The sequence below is a fragment of the Nonomuraea sp. NPDC002799 genome (assembly GCF_053592075.1).
This window is the reverse complement of record NZ_JBSFVA010000025.1, coordinates 81,254-96,436: the sequence shown is the minus strand read 5'-3', so window position 1 is coordinate 96,436 and position 15,183 is coordinate 81,254. Positions and strand designations below refer to the sequence as shown.

General features: G+C 71.2%; 14 protein-coding genes. 9 read left to right on the top strand and 5 right to left on the bottom strand.

Annotated elements, in window-relative coordinates; genetic code table 11:
- Positions 1 to 10 precede the first annotated feature (10 nt).
- Entirely contained in the window at positions 11 to 1,036 is a 1,026-nt protein-coding gene (locus ACWD0F_RS35065) for an ABC transporter substrate-binding protein (RefSeq protein WP_449883535.1), read from the bottom strand.
- 181 nt (positions 1,037 to 1,217) lie between these two features.
- On the opposite strand from ACWD0F_RS35065, the gene ACWD0F_RS35060 reads away from it, so the two are divergent.
- Together ACWD0F_RS35060 and ACWD0F_RS35055 are read left to right on the top strand one after the other, a co-directional pair.
- A complete protein-coding gene (locus ACWD0F_RS35060; RefSeq protein WP_449883533.1) occupies positions 1,218 to 2,003 on the top strand; it encodes an ABC transporter ATP-binding protein in 786 nt (261 codons plus the stop codon).
- Positions 2,004 to 2,005: 2 nt separating this feature from the next.
- Positions 2,006 to 2,956 (top strand): LLM class F420-dependent oxidoreductase, encoded by a 951-nt coding sequence (locus ACWD0F_RS35055; RefSeq protein WP_449883530.1) that lies wholly within the window; start codon positions 2,006 to 2,008, stop codon positions 2,954 to 2,956.
- 51 nt (positions 2,957 to 3,007) lie between these two features.
- Here ACWD0F_RS35055 and ACWD0F_RS35050 read toward each other — a convergent pair whose 3' ends face one another.
- The gene (locus tag ACWD0F_RS35050) at positions 3,008 to 4,201 is read right to left on the bottom strand and encodes an MFS transporter (RefSeq protein ID WP_449883527.1); all 1,194 of its coding nucleotides are present in this window, start codon (positions 4,199 to 4,201) and stop codon (positions 3,008 to 3,010) included.
- Between the two features lie 215 nt (positions 4,202 to 4,416).
- On the bottom strand, positions 4,417 to 5,931 hold the full coding sequence (locus ACWD0F_RS35045) for a M1 family metallopeptidase (protein WP_449883524.1): 1,515 nt from the start codon (positions 5,929 to 5,931) through the stop codon (positions 4,417 to 4,419).
- Between the two features lie 246 nt (positions 5,932 to 6,177).
- Here ACWD0F_RS35045 and ACWD0F_RS35040 point away from each other — a divergent pair, with 246 nt between their 5' ends.
- A complete protein-coding gene (locus ACWD0F_RS35040) occupies positions 6,178 to 7,119 on the top strand; it encodes an esterase/lipase family protein (protein WP_449883522.1) in 942 nt (313 codons plus the stop codon).
- Positions 7,120 to 7,167: 48 nt separating this feature from the next.
- Here ACWD0F_RS35040 and boxC read toward each other — a convergent pair whose 3' ends face one another.
- Positions 7,168 to 8,808: a 2,3-epoxybenzoyl-CoA dihydrolase gene (gene boxC, locus ACWD0F_RS35035; RefSeq protein ID WP_449883520.1), complete on the bottom strand. Its 1,641-nt coding sequence runs from the start codon at positions 8,806 to 8,808 to the stop codon at positions 7,168 to 7,170.
- Between the two features lie 214 nt (positions 8,809 to 9,022).
- On the opposite strand from boxC, the gene ACWD0F_RS35030 reads away from it, so the two are divergent.
- The 6 genes from ACWD0F_RS35030 (at position 9,023) to ACWD0F_RS35005 (ending at position 14,586) form a co-directional block, all read left to right on the top strand.
- A complete protein-coding gene (locus ACWD0F_RS35030; RefSeq protein WP_449883518.1) occupies positions 9,023 to 9,907 on the top strand; it encodes a PaaX family transcriptional regulator in 885 nt (294 codons plus the stop codon).
- A gap of 138 nt (positions 9,908 to 10,045) precedes the next feature.
- The gene (locus ACWD0F_RS35025) at positions 10,046 to 11,236 is read left to right on the top strand and encodes an ABC transporter substrate-binding protein (protein ID WP_449883516.1); all 1,191 of its coding nucleotides are present in this window, start codon (positions 10,046 to 10,048) and stop codon (positions 11,234 to 11,236) included.
- Positions 11,236 to 12,111 (top strand): branched-chain amino acid ABC transporter permease, encoded by an 876-nt coding sequence (locus ACWD0F_RS35020; RefSeq protein ID WP_449883513.1) that lies wholly within the window; start codon positions 11,236 to 11,238, stop codon positions 12,109 to 12,111. The genes ACWD0F_RS35025 and ACWD0F_RS35020 overlap by 1 nt, the downstream gene beginning before the upstream one ends.
- The gene (locus tag ACWD0F_RS35015) at positions 12,108 to 13,112 is read left to right on the top strand and encodes a branched-chain amino acid ABC transporter permease (protein WP_449883511.1); all 1,005 of its coding nucleotides are present in this window, start codon (positions 12,108 to 12,110) and stop codon (positions 13,110 to 13,112) included. Before ACWD0F_RS35020 ends, ACWD0F_RS35015 begins: the two co-directional genes overlap by 4 nt.
- The gene (locus ACWD0F_RS35010; protein ID WP_449883509.1) at positions 13,109 to 13,885 is read left to right on the top strand and encodes an ABC transporter ATP-binding protein; all 777 of its coding nucleotides are present in this window, start codon (positions 13,109 to 13,111) and stop codon (positions 13,883 to 13,885) included. The genes ACWD0F_RS35015 and ACWD0F_RS35010 overlap by 4 nt, the downstream gene beginning before the upstream one ends.
- Positions 13,882 to 14,586 (top strand): ABC transporter ATP-binding protein, encoded by a 705-nt coding sequence (locus ACWD0F_RS35005; protein ID WP_449883507.1) that lies wholly within the window; start codon positions 13,882 to 13,884, stop codon positions 14,584 to 14,586. Before ACWD0F_RS35010 ends, ACWD0F_RS35005 begins: the two co-directional genes overlap by 4 nt.
- A gap of 18 nt (positions 14,587 to 14,604) precedes the next feature.
- Here ACWD0F_RS35005 and ACWD0F_RS35000 read toward each other — a convergent pair whose 3' ends face one another.
- Positions 14,605 to 14,955: a hypothetical protein gene (locus ACWD0F_RS35000; protein WP_449883505.1), complete on the bottom strand. Its 351-nt coding sequence runs from the start codon at positions 14,953 to 14,955 to the stop codon at positions 14,605 to 14,607.
- Between the last annotated feature and the right edge of the window lie 228 nt (positions 14,956 to 15,183).

Genomic DNA, 15,183 nt, shown 5'->3' with positions numbered 1-15,183 from the left:
CCTCGTCCGGTCAGGGTTTCGGCGTCAGGTCCGCGCTGATGAGCCGGCCGGGGGTCAGCCCGGCCGGCATGGCGCCGGCGTCCTGGAGCAGCTTGATGCTGCGGGCGACCCGCTCCGTGTCGATCGTGCCGACCACGTTGCCCGAGCCCGCCGGCCGGACGAAGGCGCTCATCAGGGTGCATTCGGCGGCGGCGGGGGCGGCCGCCGCCGCCGGGAGGTTCTTCTGCAGGATGCGTCCGGCCTCGTCCGGGTTGTCGATGCTGTGGACGAGCCCCTTCATCAGGGCCGCGATGAAACGCTTGGCCAGGTCCGGCTGGTCCCGGGCGATCGTGGTCGTGGTGACCAGCACGTTGCCGTAGAGATCACTCATCACCTCGCTGTACGGAAGCACGACCGCCTGCCTGCCCTTGGCCACCGACTCCACCGTCGGCTTGCCCACCACGAACTGGCCGATGCCCGCCACGGTGCCGCTCGCCAGCAGGCCGATGAGGTTCGCGGGGGCGCCGTTGACCCAGGTGACCTTCTTCGCGTCGACGCCCGCCAGCTTGGCGTAGGTGGGGAAGAGGTTGCGCACCACCGAACCCGGGCTGTCGGCGAGCGTCTTGCCCTCCAGGTCCTTCGGCTTGGCGATCCCGTTGCCCTGGAGGCTGATGAGCGCGGCCATGGTGCGCTGCTGGATTCCGGCCACCGCGACGATGCTCCCGGCGCCGCCGTTGCCGCGCGCCAGCAGCAGGCCGGTGAGGTCGACCGGGGTGAACATCGCCGCTCCGGCCTCGATCTTCGCGATGTTGTCGCCCGTGCCGCCTCCGGGCTTGATGTCCACGTCAAGGCCGGCTTCGCGGAAGAATCCCTTGTCTTTGGCGACCCAGGCGTAAGAATCTCGCCCGAAGTTGCCGAATGACGTTAGATAAGTCACCTTTTCTAGTGGCTTATTGCTGGAGGTCGGTGTTTGCTGTTGATTGGCTGAATTGCCGCAAGCAATGACAAATGTGCAGGTCAGGGCGAGAGCGGCGACAGTGCGAATGAGCCTGCTCATGCACCGTTTCCTTTCATCCGGCGCTACTCGGGCTGCGAAGGGACGGTCGGCACCGGGAGATCTTCCGGTGTTGAATACTATAACGAATGGGATTCAACCCCATAAGACTTCCATTTCATGTCAATCCGTATAGTCTGGTGCGGCTGGATGACAACCCGCAGTCAGATGGAGAGCTGCGCGCATGATCGAACTGGCCGGGGTTTCCCGCAGTTTCACTGGACGATCCGGGGTCGTGGAGGCGCTGCGCGGCATCGACCTGACCGTGGCCGAGGGCGAGTTCGTCGCTCTGGTCGGCAGATCAGGATGCGGCAAATCCACACTTCTCAGGCTCATCGCCGGCCTGCTGCCGCCGACCGCGGGTGAGATCACCGTCGCCGGCGAGCAGGTCTCCAAGGCGCGGCGCGATATCGCGATGGTGTTCCAGCGGCCCGCGCTGCTGCCCTGGCGGTCGGTCATCGACAATGTGCTGCTCCCGGTGGAGATCTTCGGCTGGCGCCGGTCGGCGCACCGTGAGCGCGCCATGCGGCTCCTGGAGATGGCCGGGCTGGCCGGCTTCGAGAAGCGCCTGCCGCACGAGCTGTCCGGCGGCATGCAACAGCGGGTCTCCCTCTGCCGGTCGCTGATCGGCGACCCCCGGGTGATGCTGATGGACGAGCCGTTCTCCGCGCTCGACGCGATCACCCGGGAAGAACTGTCGGTGGAGTTGCAGCGCGTGCACATGGAGAACGCCTCCACCATCGTCTTCGTCACCCACTCCATCGACGAGGCGGTGCTCCTGGCCGACCGGGTGGTGGTGCTCACACCGCGTCCCGGACGGATCCGGGAGGTGGTCGACATCCGCATCCCGCGCCCGCGGACCCTGGGCCGTGACGCCCATTTCGAAGAGGTCGCACGATGCAGCGCCGATCTGCACGAGCTGCTGGTGGGGTGGGGCACGTCGGCGGTGGCCCGGGAAAGGGGACAGTGAGCATGCGCGTGTGCGTCTTCACCGAACCGCATCGCGGCGCCACCTACGACGATCAACTGCGGCTGGCGCGGCTGGCCGAGGACGGCGGGTTCGAGGGCTTCCTCCGCGCCGACCACTACCGGTCCATGGAGCCGGCGGGCGGCCTGCCAGGTCCTACCGACGCCTGGGTGACCCTGGCGGGCCTGGCCAGGGAGACCACCCGGATCCGGCTGGGCACCCTGGTCTCTTCGGTGACCTTCCGGCTGCCCGGCCCCCTCGCGGTGGCCGTCGCGCAGGTGGACCAGATGAGCGGAGGCCGCGTGGAGCTCGGCATCGGCACAGGCTGGTACGAGCGGGAGCACACCGCCTACGGCATCCCGTTTCCCCCGATCGGCGAGCGCTTCGACCGGCTGGAGGAGCAGCTCGCCATCCTCACGGGGCTCTGGGCCACGCCGTCCGGCGGCCGGTTCAGCCACCACGGCGAGCACTACCGGCTGGTCGACGCCCCAGCCCTGCCCAGACCGGTGCAGCGGCCCTGGCCGCCGATCATCATCGGCGGCCGCGGACCGAAGCGCACCCCGATGCTCGCCGCCCGCTACGCCGACGAGTTCAACCTGCCGTTCAGGAACGTCTCCGAGACCGCGGCGGCGTTCGAGCGCGTCGTCGAGGCTCAGGAGCGGATCGGCCGGACGCGCGACGGCCGTGCTCCGCTGGTGCTCTCCGCGGGCATCGTCGTCGCGATCGGGCGCGACGAAGCGGAGTCCCGGCGCCGGGCGGCCCCGCTGCACGTGCCGAGCGCGTTGCCCCCGGAGGATCCGGTGATCGGCTCGCCCGCCCGGCTCGTCGACCGGATCGGCGAGTTCGCCGCGATCGGCGCCACCCGGGTGCATCTGCGGCTGCTCGACTTCGCTGATCTCGATCACCTGGAGTTGATCGCAGCCGAGGTGCTGCCACGACTCGACGGCGCGCGCTGACGACGGCTGATCGGGACGCCCCGATCGGACCGCGCCGTCCCAGCCCACCGGCTACGTGCGCTGACCGGCCTGGACGCGGCTCCGGGTGTCGACGGCGGAGGCCAGGAAAGCGGCGGAGGCGACGAAGGCGAGCACGACGAGCATGGCCGGGCGCAGGCCCCAGTGGTCGCCGAGGAAACCGAGGCCGGGCGGGCCGACGAGGAAGGCGACATAGGCGATGGTGGCCACCAGGGTGACACGGGCGGTCTTGTCCGGTCCGGTTTCTCCGGCGGCCGACAGCGCGACGGGGAAGCCCAGCGACGCGCCGAGCCCCCAGAACAGCACGGACGCGCCGGCCAGCACCACGTTGTCCGAGAAGATCACCAGGAGCAGGCCGAACGCCCCCGAGACGGCGCTGGCGCGGACGACGAGGGTGCGGCCGAAGCGGTCGAGGAAGAACGTGCCGCCGAAACGACCCAACGTCATGGCGGCGGCGAAACCGGTGTAGACGAGGGATCCGGACGCGGTGGTCAGGCCGTGCCCGTCCACCATGAGCAGCGGTAGCCAGTCGTTGGCGGCTCCCTCGGCCAGGGCCATCGCCAGGACGATGGCGCCGATCAGGAGGAGCCTGGTGTCTTTCCAGATCTTCGGTCCCGGGTGGCCGGTGCCGGCCCCGGCCTGGCCGGGGGTGAGAGCGCCGGTGCCCGCCGGGATGCGGGGGATGGCGTACAGGTAGATCCCGGCGGCGATCAGGGTGACCGCGGCCAGATGCCAGTGCACCGGCAGCCGGGTGGCGGTGGCCGCGATGCCGGCGCCGGCGCCGACCACGGTGCCCAGGCTGAAGCAGCCGTGCAGGGTGGGCAGCGTCGTCCGGCCGGTGATCCGCTCGATGTCGGTGGCATCGACGTTGACGGCGACGTCACCCGCCCCGATGCCCGCGCCGAACGCGCACAGACCTGCCATGACCAGGGGCACGGACGACAGGAGGGTGCCGGCGCTGATCAAGGCCAGGCTCACGACGATGGTCGCGGTTCCGGCACTGATGACGGGCCTGGTCCCATAGCGCGAGGTGAGACGTCCGGAGCAGAGAATGCCGATCATGGAGCCGAGTGACAGGCCGAACAGGATCCACCCCATCTGGCCGGTGGAGGCCTCCAGGCGGTCGCGGATGTCCGGCGTGCGGGTCACCCACGACGACGTGGCGATGCCCGGAAGGAAGAAGAACAGGAACAGCGCCTGCCGGCGCCGGCGCGTGGCGAGGTCCATGTAGCGGGTCTCCGTGCAGGTTCGGCAGATGGGGCCGCGGTGTCAGGACCTTTGCGAGCGTACGGCGGCGCGGGCCTCGCGGGGGTGTGCTGCCTGGCGAGCCACAATAACGCGTCGTGGCGGCCTTCGCGATGGGCGCCGGGCTCGCGGACGCGTTCCGCCCGCTCGGCCGGCCGCGCGCGGCTTCGTCGCTGCGCGCCCGGCCGGCGAGCCCGTCAGGCGGGGCCGTGCAGCAGTTCGTGGAACCTCTTGTGACTTTCGTAGGAGGCCGGAGGCCCGGTCTGGGTCCTGGCCTGGGTCGTCACCGCCGCGGGCGGGCCGGCCGGCTTGCCGGGCTCGAACAGCCAGGTCTGGAAGAGCGAGTCGAGCTGTTCGCCGGAGATCTTCTCCGACAGCGCGACGAACTCGCCGGTGTCTCCGTTGCCGTGCTGCTTGATCTTGGCCCAAGCCCTGATGATGGCGAAGAAGTCCTTGTCACCGACCTCGCCGCGCAGCGCCTGCAGGGTCATGCCGCCACGCCAGTAGACCGAGGCGTAGAAGAGGAGGGGCGGGGTCGGATCGCCCGGAACCGTGACCCAGAACCGGGGGTGGTCGGCCGGGATGTCGTCGTAGATGGCGTTGGCCAGCTCGGCGGCGGTGCCGGTGCCCTCCTTCTCGGACCACAACCACTCGGCGTAGGTGGCGAAACCCTCGTTCAGCCAGATGTCGCGCCACTGTTTGAGCGCGACGCTGTCACCGAACCACTGGTGGGCGTTCTCGTGCACGACGACGCTGACGTCAGGCCCGGATTCGAAGAAGATCGAGTCGTAGACGGGGTGCGACTGGGTCTCCAGCGCGAAGCCCACGTTCTCATTGACGACCGAGCCGCCCATCGAGGAGAACGGGTAGCGGCCGAAGACGCTCGACTCCCAATCGATGACCTCGGCCGTGCGTTCGACGCTCGCCTTCGCGAACTCCAGACGCGGCCCGAGGGTCTTGTCGTACGCGGTCGTCACCGGCAGGCCGGTGGACGAGCGGGACTGGTGCACCTCTATGTCGCCGATGTAGAGCATGGCCAGATAGGTGGCCATCGGCTTGTCCATCAGCCAGTGGAAGGTGGTCTTGCCGCGCGAGGTGCGCTGGGAGGCGAGAACGCCGTTGCTGATCGCCTGCTTGCCCTCGGGCACGGTGACCGTGATGTCGAAGGTGGCCTTGTCCGACGGGTGGTCGTTGCTCGGATACCACCACCAGGCGATCTCCGGCTCGCCCAGCGCGAGTGCGCCGTCGGCTCGCTTGATCCACGGCCGGACGATGCCGGGCACCTCGATGGAGCCGGGGGTGCCCGCGTAGGTCACCTCGACGACGAACGGCAGGAACCTGGGCAGGGCACGGGCCGGAGTGATCTCCAGTTCGTGCGTGCCCGTCCTGGCGAAGGCGGCCGCCCTGCCGTTGACCTTGACCTCCCGCACGTCCAGCAGGAAGTCGAGGTTGAAGCGCGTCAGCGTCTGCGAGGCGGTGGCCAGCAAGGTCGCCTGGCCCTCCAGCCGGTCGGTGGCCGGCTGGTAGTTCAGCTTCAGGCCGTAGTGCCTGACGTCGTAGCCCCCGTTTCCGTAGTCGGGGAAGTAGGCGTCTCCGACGCCGGGTGCGCCGGGGCCGCGGTCTGCGGCGGAGGCGGGCGCGGACAGCGGGACGACGAGTGTCAGGGATAGGGCGGCGGCCATGGCGGCGCGCCTGAACGAGCGCACGAACATGTCCCTCCTCGGGGAGATCCGGTGCTCGCGAAGCTACGTCAACCGCAGACGCAGGAGAAGTGCGGGCCCTTGGCCGGAACCGGACACCTCCCCGCACTGCCGTCGCGTCGGTGCCGCTGCGGAACGCCGGCCGGCATCGGGCGGGCGGACCAGCGGCGGGCGCTCTCCGTTCTGCTCGCGGACGCATTCACAGATGATCGTCCGCGCGCTACCCTGCCTCCGACCTCACGGAAACGGAGAGCGTGGATGCACAGATCAGCCAGATCCGGTTTCGCCCTGGCCTTGGCCGGGGTCACAGTCGCGGCCACCCTGATCACCACCGCACCGGCCGCGTCGGCCGCGCCCGCGCGCGGCGACGGGCACCGGGTCACCGTCATGGTCCACGGATTCGACCGCGAGGCCGACATCAGCTGCTCCGGCGCGTGGAACAGCGCCGAGAGCCTGCTGAACGCGAACGGCTGGGGCGACGTCGTCACCTTCGGCTACTACAACAAGGCCACCAACTGCGACCTCAGGCTCCAAGGGACCACCGACACACGCATCCAGGAGGTCGGCCGCCAGTTCGCGTGGACCGTCTACTACCTGTACGCCAGCCATGACGTGGCGATCGACGTCGTGACGCACTCCATGGGCGGTCTGGTCGCGAAGGCGGCCATCGAAGGCGTCAACAGGTACGGCATCGGCAAGCCGCCGCCCGACCTGAGCGGGCTGACGGTCGACCCGAACAACCTCGGCGCGACCGTGTGGCCCAGAGCCTGGCCACCCTTCCTGTACATCGAGGACATGGTCACGCTGGCCACACCGCACCAGGGCATCGGCAGCGCGGTGGTGACCGCGTGCGCCATCACCCACGAGCAGTGCAGCGACATGCGTCCGGGCAGCGGCTTCATCAGCTGGCTGGGAAAGCAGCCGCTCTCCCAGATGGGCACGGACTACACCTTCCTCGCCTCCGGTCACGACGACACGGTCAGCTCCGACTCGGCGACCAACAAGCGCACCGCCCACCATTGGGCGCTCTACGACTCGAACGCGGACGGTGACACGCTGAGTCACACCTCCATCCGCAACACCTCGACCGGCGACTGGCAGGCGTCGTACGGCGGGCAGTTCAGCGACGAGGGTACGGGCTCCTACCCCGCGCCGCTGGTGCGGATGATGGACGGCCTGTACGACCAGCAGGCCCAGTAGCGCAGGCCGGCGATCGGCACGCCACGAGGGTGGCGTGCCACCGTCAGCTCACACCCGCGCCGGGTCGTAGTCGGCCTTGCGGCCGGTGCCGTAGCGGCGCAGGGCGCCGTCGGGGCCGGCCGCGTTCGGCCGGGTGAAGATCCAGTTCTGCCAGGCGGTGAGCCGGCCGAAGATCTTCGTCTCCAGCGTCTCCGGGCCGACGAAGCGGTGGTTGGCCTCCATGCCGGTCAGCGCGTCGGGCGACAACGAGGCGCGTTCCTCCAGCGCGATGCGCAGCTCCTCCTCGAAGTCGATGTCGTCCAGGGCCACGGTGACCAGGCCGAGCTCCGCGGCGGCGGCGGCGTCCAGCGGCTCGCCGAGCCTGGCGCGGACGGCGGCCAGGTCCTCGTCGTGGCCCCAGAAGCGGGACTCCAGGCGGGACAGGTGGTTGCCCATGGGGTAGTCGCCGTCGTTGGACGGGCTGAGGACGACGGTGGCGGGGGCGTGGTCGCCGGGGTGGTCCTCGTAGACGCCCTCCAGCATGTACTGCCGGTCGGCGGCGAAGGCGAGCTCGGCCAGCAGCCCGGCGAAGGCGGTGCCGGGCTCGATGACGGCGATGAGGCTGCGGCTGGTGACGTCGAGGCGTTTGAGGGTGCGTTTGTAGTAGTGGCGCACCTCGTTGACGAACCAGCCGGGCTCGCGGAGCTGGGCGTCGTAGGCCAGCACCCGCTCGGGGTCGCCGGCGGTGCGGACGACCCAGATGCCGAGGCCGGGTTCGTTGGTCCGCAGGTGCAGGATCAGGTCGTCCAGCGCCCGGGTCATGGCGAGGGGCCAGTAGTCCGCGCCCTGGGCGGCGGGGTCGGCGGGCGGCGCGCCGGGCGGGCCGGACACGGTGATCTCGGCCAGGTGGTTCGCCCGGTCGAGGAGGGCGGCGACATAGGGGTAGACGATGGTGTCGTTCCCGTCCTCGCGGTCGAGTGGCGTCAGCGCCACGCCCTTGGCGTCCGAGGGGCGCCGGGACGCCCGCGCCGCCTCCTCCGCCCGCCGGGCGACCTCATCGGTGAAGGCGTTGCGCGGGACGGCCGCGTCCACGAGCCCCCACGCGGCGGCGGTGCCGCCGCGGAAGCCCTCTGGCCTGGTGGCGAACAGGTCGGCGCGGTCCTTGCGTACGTGCCGTTTGTCGACGACGCGGGTCAGGCCGCCGGTGCCGGGCAGCACGCCGAGCAGCGGCACCTCCGGCAGCGAGACGGCCGAGGAGCCGTCGTCGACGAGCACGATCTGGTCGCAGGCCAGCGCGAGCTCATAGCCGCCGCCGGCGGCGGTGCCGTTGAGCGCGGCGATCCAGGTCTGGCCCGAATGCTCACTCGCGTCCTCGATGCCGCCCCGGGTCTCGTTGGTGAACTTGCAGAAGTTCACCTTCCAGGCGTGCGAGGATTGGGCCAGCATCCGGATGTTCGCCCCAGCGCAGAACATCCGGTCCAGGCCGCCGGTCAGCACCACCGCCTTGACCCCGGGATGCTCGAAGCGCAGCCGCTGCACGAGGTCGTACAGCTCGATGTCGACACCAAGGTCGTAGGAGTTCATCTTCAGCTCGTAGCCGGGGACCAGACCGCCCTGCTCGTCCACGCGCAGCGTGACGGTGGCCACCACCCCGTCCACCTTGAGCGACCAGTGACGGTAGCGGTCCGGTGAGGTCGCGAAGCGGACCATCGGCGGGGTCCCAGCGGTGCCAGTCAATGCGTGCTCCGGAGCGTTCGGGGCCTTGATTCCTCATATTCGACTTGCGCCATGTTGAGCGTCAAGTGTTTGTAGTGTTTTCTAACCGTAGGTCCGGCGCTGTTCCGTGACGTCGCCCGGCTGCCGAACGGGCATGCCTGACCTGAGAGAATGCGCGTCACGGAGATGCCGAACGAGGGAGGGAGCGGTGACCCCGAGCGATGCGCGTCCGCGAGACGGCGGCCGGCCGGTCCTGTCCGCGGAACGCCCGCAGGACAGGACGTCCGCCGGCGCCCGGTGGCTGTTGCTGACCGTTCTCGGAGAGTTCGTCATGCCCCGCCGCGGTGAGCTGTGGACCGGCAGCCTGATCGAGGCCCTCGCGTCCCTCGGCGTGGAGGAGAAGTCCGCCAGGCAGGCGCTCTCCCGCACCGCGGCCGAGGGGCTGCTGCGGTCGGAACGGCACGGCCGCAAAGTGCGCTGGAACCTGACGGAAGCGGGGGACCGGTTGCTGCGCGAGGGAGCCGAGCGCATCTACGGCTTCATGCGCCGGCCCCACGCGTGGGACGGCCGCTGGCTCGTGCTCACCGCCGGCGTGCCGGAGACCCAGCGCCGGCTCCGCCACCGGCTGCGCACCAAGCTGACCTGGCTCGGGCTCGGCTCGCCGGCGCCGGGATTGTGGGTGGTGCCGGACGCCTCCAAGGAGGCCGAGGTGCGCGAGGTCGTCCGGGAGCTCGACCTCACCGACCGCGCCTACGCCTGGACGGGCCCGTCGGCGGGCATCGGCGACACCACCAAGATCATCAATGCCGCCTGGGACCTGGACGACGTCGAGCGGCGCTACCTGAGCTTCATCGAACGCTGCGCGGGCCGTACGGTCTCCTCCGACCGCGCGGCGTTCGTCAACCAGGTGCTGCTCATCCAGGAGTGGCGGCGCTTCCCGTTCCTCGACCCCGACCTGCCCGCCGAGCTGCTCGACCACGCCTGGCCGGGCCCGAAGGCGGCAGCGGTCTTCCACGACCTGCACAACCGGTGGCACCGGCGCGCCCAGGCCGAATGGGACCGCATGGAGGAGGAGGCCGCGGCCCGGCACTAGACCGCCCGCGCCGCCCGGTCACGAGCGCCGGCCGCGGCCTGGATTCATGACAGGCTATTGACGTCGCAACACACGTATGTAGATTCTGGGCCCACCGTCTCAGCACGGGGCGCTGAACTCACCCCCTGGAGTGTTGCCATGCACGTTCTCGCCATCGATCCGCGCTCGTTACGGAACAGCGCGGCCGCCCTCGGCCTGGCTCTCGTGCTCTCGGGTTGCGCCGGTTCGAGCCTTGACCAGTCCGGCCCCGTCCAGTCCGGCGGCGCGGTGAAGATCGGATTATTGGTCCCGCTGTCAGGTGTCTACGCGCCGCTCGGCGAGGACCTGGGCCATGGCTTCCAGCTCTATCTCGACCAGCATGGCGGCAAGCTCGGCGGGCGTACGGTCGAGGTGGTCAGCGCCGACGAGGGCGAGGGCCCGCAGACGGGTGTGCCGGCGGCGCAGAAGCTGGTGGCGCAGGATCAGGCCACCGCGGTGGTCGGGGTCGTCAACTCCGCGACCGCGCTGGGCCTGCGGGACTTCTTCCACGAGTCGAAGAAACCGCTGCTGATCGCCAACGCGGGGGCCGACGACATCACCGGCGCCCGCAAGTCCGCGTACGTGTGGCGCACCAGCTTCGCCAACGGCAAGGTGTCGGCGGCGCTGGGTCCCGCCGTGGCCAAGGAGGTCAAGGGCGGCGTCTACCTCATCGCCGCCGACTACGCCGCGGGCCGGGAGATGGTCGCGGGGTTCCGCAAGACGTTCGAGGCGGCGGGCGGCAAGGTCGCGGGGGAGAAGTACACGCCCTTCGGCAAGACCCAGGACTTCCAGCCCTTCCTGTCGGCGATCCGCGGCTCCGGCGCCGAGGCCGTCTACGGCTTCTACGCCGGGGCCGAGGCGGTGAGCTTCGTCAAGCAGTACCAGCAGTTCGGGCTGGCCGACGGCACACCGCTGTACGGCACCGGCTTCCTGACCGAAGGCGGCGTGCTCGACGCCCAGGGGAACGCCGCGGTCGGGGTCAAGACGTCGCTCCACTACTCCACCGAGCTGGACACCCCGCGCAACAAGGAGTTCGTGGCCGCCTACCGCAAGGCGTACGACGAGGCGCCGACGGTCTACGCGGTGCAGGCCTACGACGCCGCATCGGTGCTGGACAAGGCGCTGGCCGGCGCTCCGGGCGGCACCGGCGACGAACTGGTCAAGGCGCTGGGCGCGGTGGGGACCGTGGACAGCCCCCGAGGACAGTGGAGCTTCGACGCCGACCACGACGCCCAGCAGAAGTACTACCTGCGCGAGGTCCGGTCCAGCGGCGGCACCGTGGTCAACGCCGTCGTCAGCGAGCTGAGCTGATGGTCACCTACCTGGTGAGCGTGCTCAACGGCCTGGCGATGGGCTCGTTGTTGTTCGCCATCGCGCTGGGCCTGTCGCTGGTGTTCGGCATGATGGACGTGCTCAACCTCGCCCACGGAGCGGTTTACCTGGCCGGCGCGTACATCGCGGTCGCGCTGGTGGCCGGCGGCGAGGGCGGCCTGCCGGCCTTCGTCGCGGCGGTGCTGGTCGCCGCCGTGGTGGGCGCCGTGCTCGGCGCCTTGCTCGCGGGCCTGAGCCGGGCCACGCCGCGCCACCTCGACCAGGCCCTGCTCACGCTCGGCGTCTCGCTGGTCGTCGCCGAGACGTTGTCGGCGCTCTTCGGCGACGAGGTGCACTCCGTCGCGGCGCCCGCGCCGGTGGCGGGGAGCGTCGCCGTGTTCGGCGAGACCTATCCGGTCTATCGCCTGCTGGTGATCGGCTTCGGGCTGGTGCTGGCCGTGGCGGTTTACGTGCTGGTCGAGCGGAGCCGGCTCGGCGCGCTGATCCGCGCGACGGTCGCCGATCGCGGCATGGTCGCGGCGCTGGGCGTCAACACCGGCAGGGTGCTCGTCGGGGTCTTCGCCGCGGGTGCGGGGCTCGCGGCGGCCGGTGGGGTGCTGGCCGCTCCCATCTTGGGCGCGCAGCCGGGCCTGGACGAGAAGGTGTTGCTGCTGGCGCTGGTCGTGGTGGTGATCGGCGGGCTGGGCTCGGTCCGGGGCGCCCTGCTCGGCGCGGTGCTGATCGGGCAGGTCCAGGCGCTCGGCACCGCGTTGCTGCCGGAGTACGCGTCCTTCCTGATCTTCGGGGCGATGGGCCTGGTGCTGCTCCTGCGTCCGGCGGGACTGCTGCCGGCGCGGGCGGCGGTGCCCGCGTGAAGGTCACGTACCGGGCCCTGACGCCGGCGGCCGATCGCACAGGAGCGGTGCGCGAGCCCCGGTCCGCCGCGCGCGCGGCGCTCGTGATCGTGCCGGTGCTGGTGCTGCTCGCGGCGGCGCCGCTGGTCCTGGGTGTCTACCCGGTCTCGACCATGACCCGGATCCTGGCCTTCGCCGTGCTGGTGCTCAGCGTCGACCTGCTGACCGGGGTCACGGGGCTGCCCACGCTGGGGCAGGCGGCCTACTTCGGCGCCGGCGCCTACACCGCCGCGCTGGTCGGCATCCACCTCACCTCCGACGCACTCGTCCAAGCACTCGCCGGTCTGGCCGCCGGCCTGGTCACCGCGGCGCTCACCGGCTGGGTGGCGGTGCGCGCCCGGGGGATCGTCTTCCTCATGCTGACGCTCGCGATCGGCGAGTCGGTGCATCAGGTGGCCGGCACCTGGCCGGCCGTGGGCGCGAGCAACGGCCTGGCGGGGATGCCGCCGATCAGCCTGTTCGGCGGCCCGCCGCTGACCGCCGCCGGGTTCGTCTACTGGTGGGTGCTGGCGGTGGCGATCAGCGTGTACGCGGCGGTCGCGCTGGTCGTGCGCTCCCCGTACGGCAGGACGCTGCGCGGCATCCGCGACAACGAGCCCCGGCTGCGCGCCCTGGGTTACCGCCCGGCGCTCGCCCGGTACGGCGTGTTCTGCCTGGCCGGCGCCGTCGCCGGCGTGGGCGGCTCGTTGTGGGCGGCGCACGCCCGGTTCGTCTCGCCCGGCGACCTCGGGTTCGAGGTCGCGGCGCTGGCCCTGCTCAGCGTGGTCATCGGCGGGGCGGGCAGTCTGTGGGGCCCCTGCCTGGGCGCCGCGCTGGTGCTCCTCGTCCGCGACAACCTGTCGGCCTCCATCGGCGGGCACGGCCCGCTGGTGCTCGGCCTGGCCTTCGTGGCCGTCGTCTTCCTGCTCCCGCGCGGCATCGCCGGGATCCGCCGCCGTCATCGGAAGGAGAACATCCCGTGACGCCCCTGCTGGAACTGCGCGGCCTCACCCGCGCCTACGGCTCGCTGCGGGCCGTCGACGAGGTGGACCTGACGGTGCTGCCCGGCGAGCGGCACGCCCTCATCGGGCCGAACGGCGCCGGCAAGTCGACCCTGTTCGCCACCGTCGCCGGGACGCTGCCGGCCACCGCCGGGAGCGTGCTGTTCGACGGCCACGACATCACCACGCTGCCGGAGTCCGAACGGGCCCGGCGTGGCCTGCTGCGCACCTACCAGCACGCCAGCCTGTTCCTGAACTGCTCGGTGCTGGACAACGTCGCCCTCGCCGTCCAGCGCGTGGACCGCGTGGCGCACCGCTTCGACCGGGCCGCGCGCCGCTTCGGCCGCACCGAGGCGCAGGCCCGCGAGCACCTGGCGGCGGTCGGGCTGGCCGGGCGGGCGGCCGACCACGCCGCCGCACTGTCCCACGGCGAGCGCAGGCAGCTCGAAGTGGCGATGGTGCTGGCCGCGCGGCCGACGCTGGTGATGTTCGACGAGCCCACCGCGGGCATGTCCGCCGCCGAGACCGAACACTTCGCCGGCCTGGTCGAACGGCTGCCGGACAGCCTGACGCTGCTCATCGTCGAGCACGACCTGGACGTGGTGTTCCGCCTGGCCGGCCGGGTCACCGTCCTGCACCTCGGCAGAGTCCTGGCCTCCGGGCCGCCCGAACAGATCAGGGCCGACGACGCGGTGCGGGCCGCCTACCTCGGCGCGGCCAGAACCGACGACCTCTTCACCGGAGACCCCCGATGACGGACGTGCTGACCGTACGCGAGCTGCGCGCGGGTTACGCCGGCACCACCGTGCTCGACGGCGTCGACCTCACCGTCCCCGAAGGCGGCGTCGTGGCGCTGCTCGGCCGCAACGGCGCCGGCAAGACCACCCTCGTCCACACGGTCATGGGCCTGCTCAAGCCGTACTCCGGCAGCGTCCGGATCGGCGGCCGCGACCTGACCGGAGCCGCCGCGCACACCGTCGCCCGCGGCGGCGTCGCCATCGTCCCCCAGGGCCGCCGCGTGTTCGCCCCCCTCACCGTGGCGGAGAACCTGGGCCTCGCGGCCCGCCGCGGAAACCGGACCTGGACGCCGGAACGGATCTACGAGCTGATGCCGGGCCTGGCCGCACGCCGCACCCACCGCGGCGACCAGCTGTCCGGCGGCGAGCAGCAACTGCTCGCCATCGGCCGGGCCCTGCTGCGCGACCCGCGCCTGCTCCTGCTGGACGAACCGTCCGACGGCCTCGCGCCCGCCGCCGTCGACCAGGTCGCCGGCCTGCTCGGCGGGCTACGCGGCGAAGGCATCGCGGCCCTGCTCGTGGAGCAGGACCTGCACCTGGCCTTCCGCCTGGCGGACGAGGTGGCGGTCATGCGGAAAGGCCAGATCGTGCACCGGAGCACGACCGCCGACTTCCGCGCCGATCGCGCGCGTGCGCACGCACTCCTCGGCGTCGGCTGACAGATCCGCGGCAGCGCCCTACGACGGCTCCTCCGGCCGCAGGAACCGGCCGCCGGCGCCGCCTCCGCAGAGGGGCACCGCCGCCATCTTCGCCAGCAGATCGCCGGTGACGCCCGGCCGGTCGCCGAGGCGGATCCCGGAGAGCAGCGGCACCTCCTCGATGCGGCGGGCCGAGGCATCCCAGCGAATGAGCCGGGGCAGCCCTTCCTCCCACTTCGTCCAGTTGCTCAGCCGGCCGTCGGGGCGGATCCGCACGGAGACCAGGACGAGGACGTCGTCCGCCCTGGCCGTGAGGTCCATCAGGACCGTCGAACGTTCGTCCTCGTCCAGGGTGAACCGGACGCTGATCGTACGGATCTCGTCGCTCATGTGCCGCCTGTGCACAGCATGACCACCATCGCGCGTACGGCGGGCAGTGTCACGCGCACCATGTCACAGTCCAGGGCATCCGTGCCGTCCTTACGGTATGAGTCATAACTGGAAGGCGATCCCGCCCGCGTTGCTCGCGGGGACGGGCGCCGTAGCCGGGACCGGGGCGACGCGGTGAGCGCGCCGCCGGCCAGGCGACCCCGTCGCGGGCTCGCCTGCACCAAAGTC

Bases quoted from the DNA above. Each gene is read 5' to 3' on its own strand.
- ACWD0F_RS35055 (WP_449883530.1), top strand. From the start codon at position 2,006: ATGCGCGTGTGCGTCTTCACCGAACCGCATCGCGGCGCCACCTACGAC.
- boxC (WP_449883520.1), bottom strand. From the start codon at position 8,808: ATGGTCCGCTTCGCGACCTCACCGGACCGCTACCGTCACTGGTCGCTC.
- ACWD0F_RS35040 (WP_449883522.1), top strand. From the start codon at position 6,178: ATGCACAGATCAGCCAGATCCGGTTTCGCCCTGGCCTTGGCCGGGGTC.
- ACWD0F_RS35020 (WP_449883513.1), top strand. From the start codon at position 11,236: ATGGTCACCTACCTGGTGAGCGTGCTCAACGGCCTGGCGATGGGCTCG.
- ACWD0F_RS35065 (WP_449883535.1), bottom strand. From the start codon at position 1,036: ATGAGCAGGCTCATTCGCACTGTCGCCGCTCTCGCCCTGACCTGCACA.
- ACWD0F_RS35060 (WP_449883533.1), top strand. From the start codon at position 1,218: ATGATCGAACTGGCCGGGGTTTCCCGCAGTTTCACTGGACGATCCGGG.
- ACWD0F_RS35045 (WP_449883524.1), bottom strand. From the start codon at position 5,931: ATGTTCGTGCGCTCGTTCAGGCGCGCCGCCATGGCCGCCGCCCTATCC.
- ACWD0F_RS35025 (WP_449883516.1), top strand. From the start codon at position 10,046: ATGCACGTTCTCGCCATCGATCCGCGCTCGTTACGGAACAGCGCGGCC.
- ACWD0F_RS35005 (WP_449883507.1), top strand. From the start codon at position 13,882: ATGACGGACGTGCTGACCGTACGCGAGCTGCGCGCGGGTTACGCCGGC.
- ACWD0F_RS35000 (WP_449883505.1), bottom strand. From the start codon at position 14,955: ATGAGCGACGAGATCCGTACGATCAGCGTCCGGTTCACCCTGGACGAG.
- ACWD0F_RS35050 (WP_449883527.1), bottom strand. From the start codon at position 4,201: ATGGACCTCGCCACGCGCCGGCGCCGGCAGGCGCTGTTCCTGTTCTTC.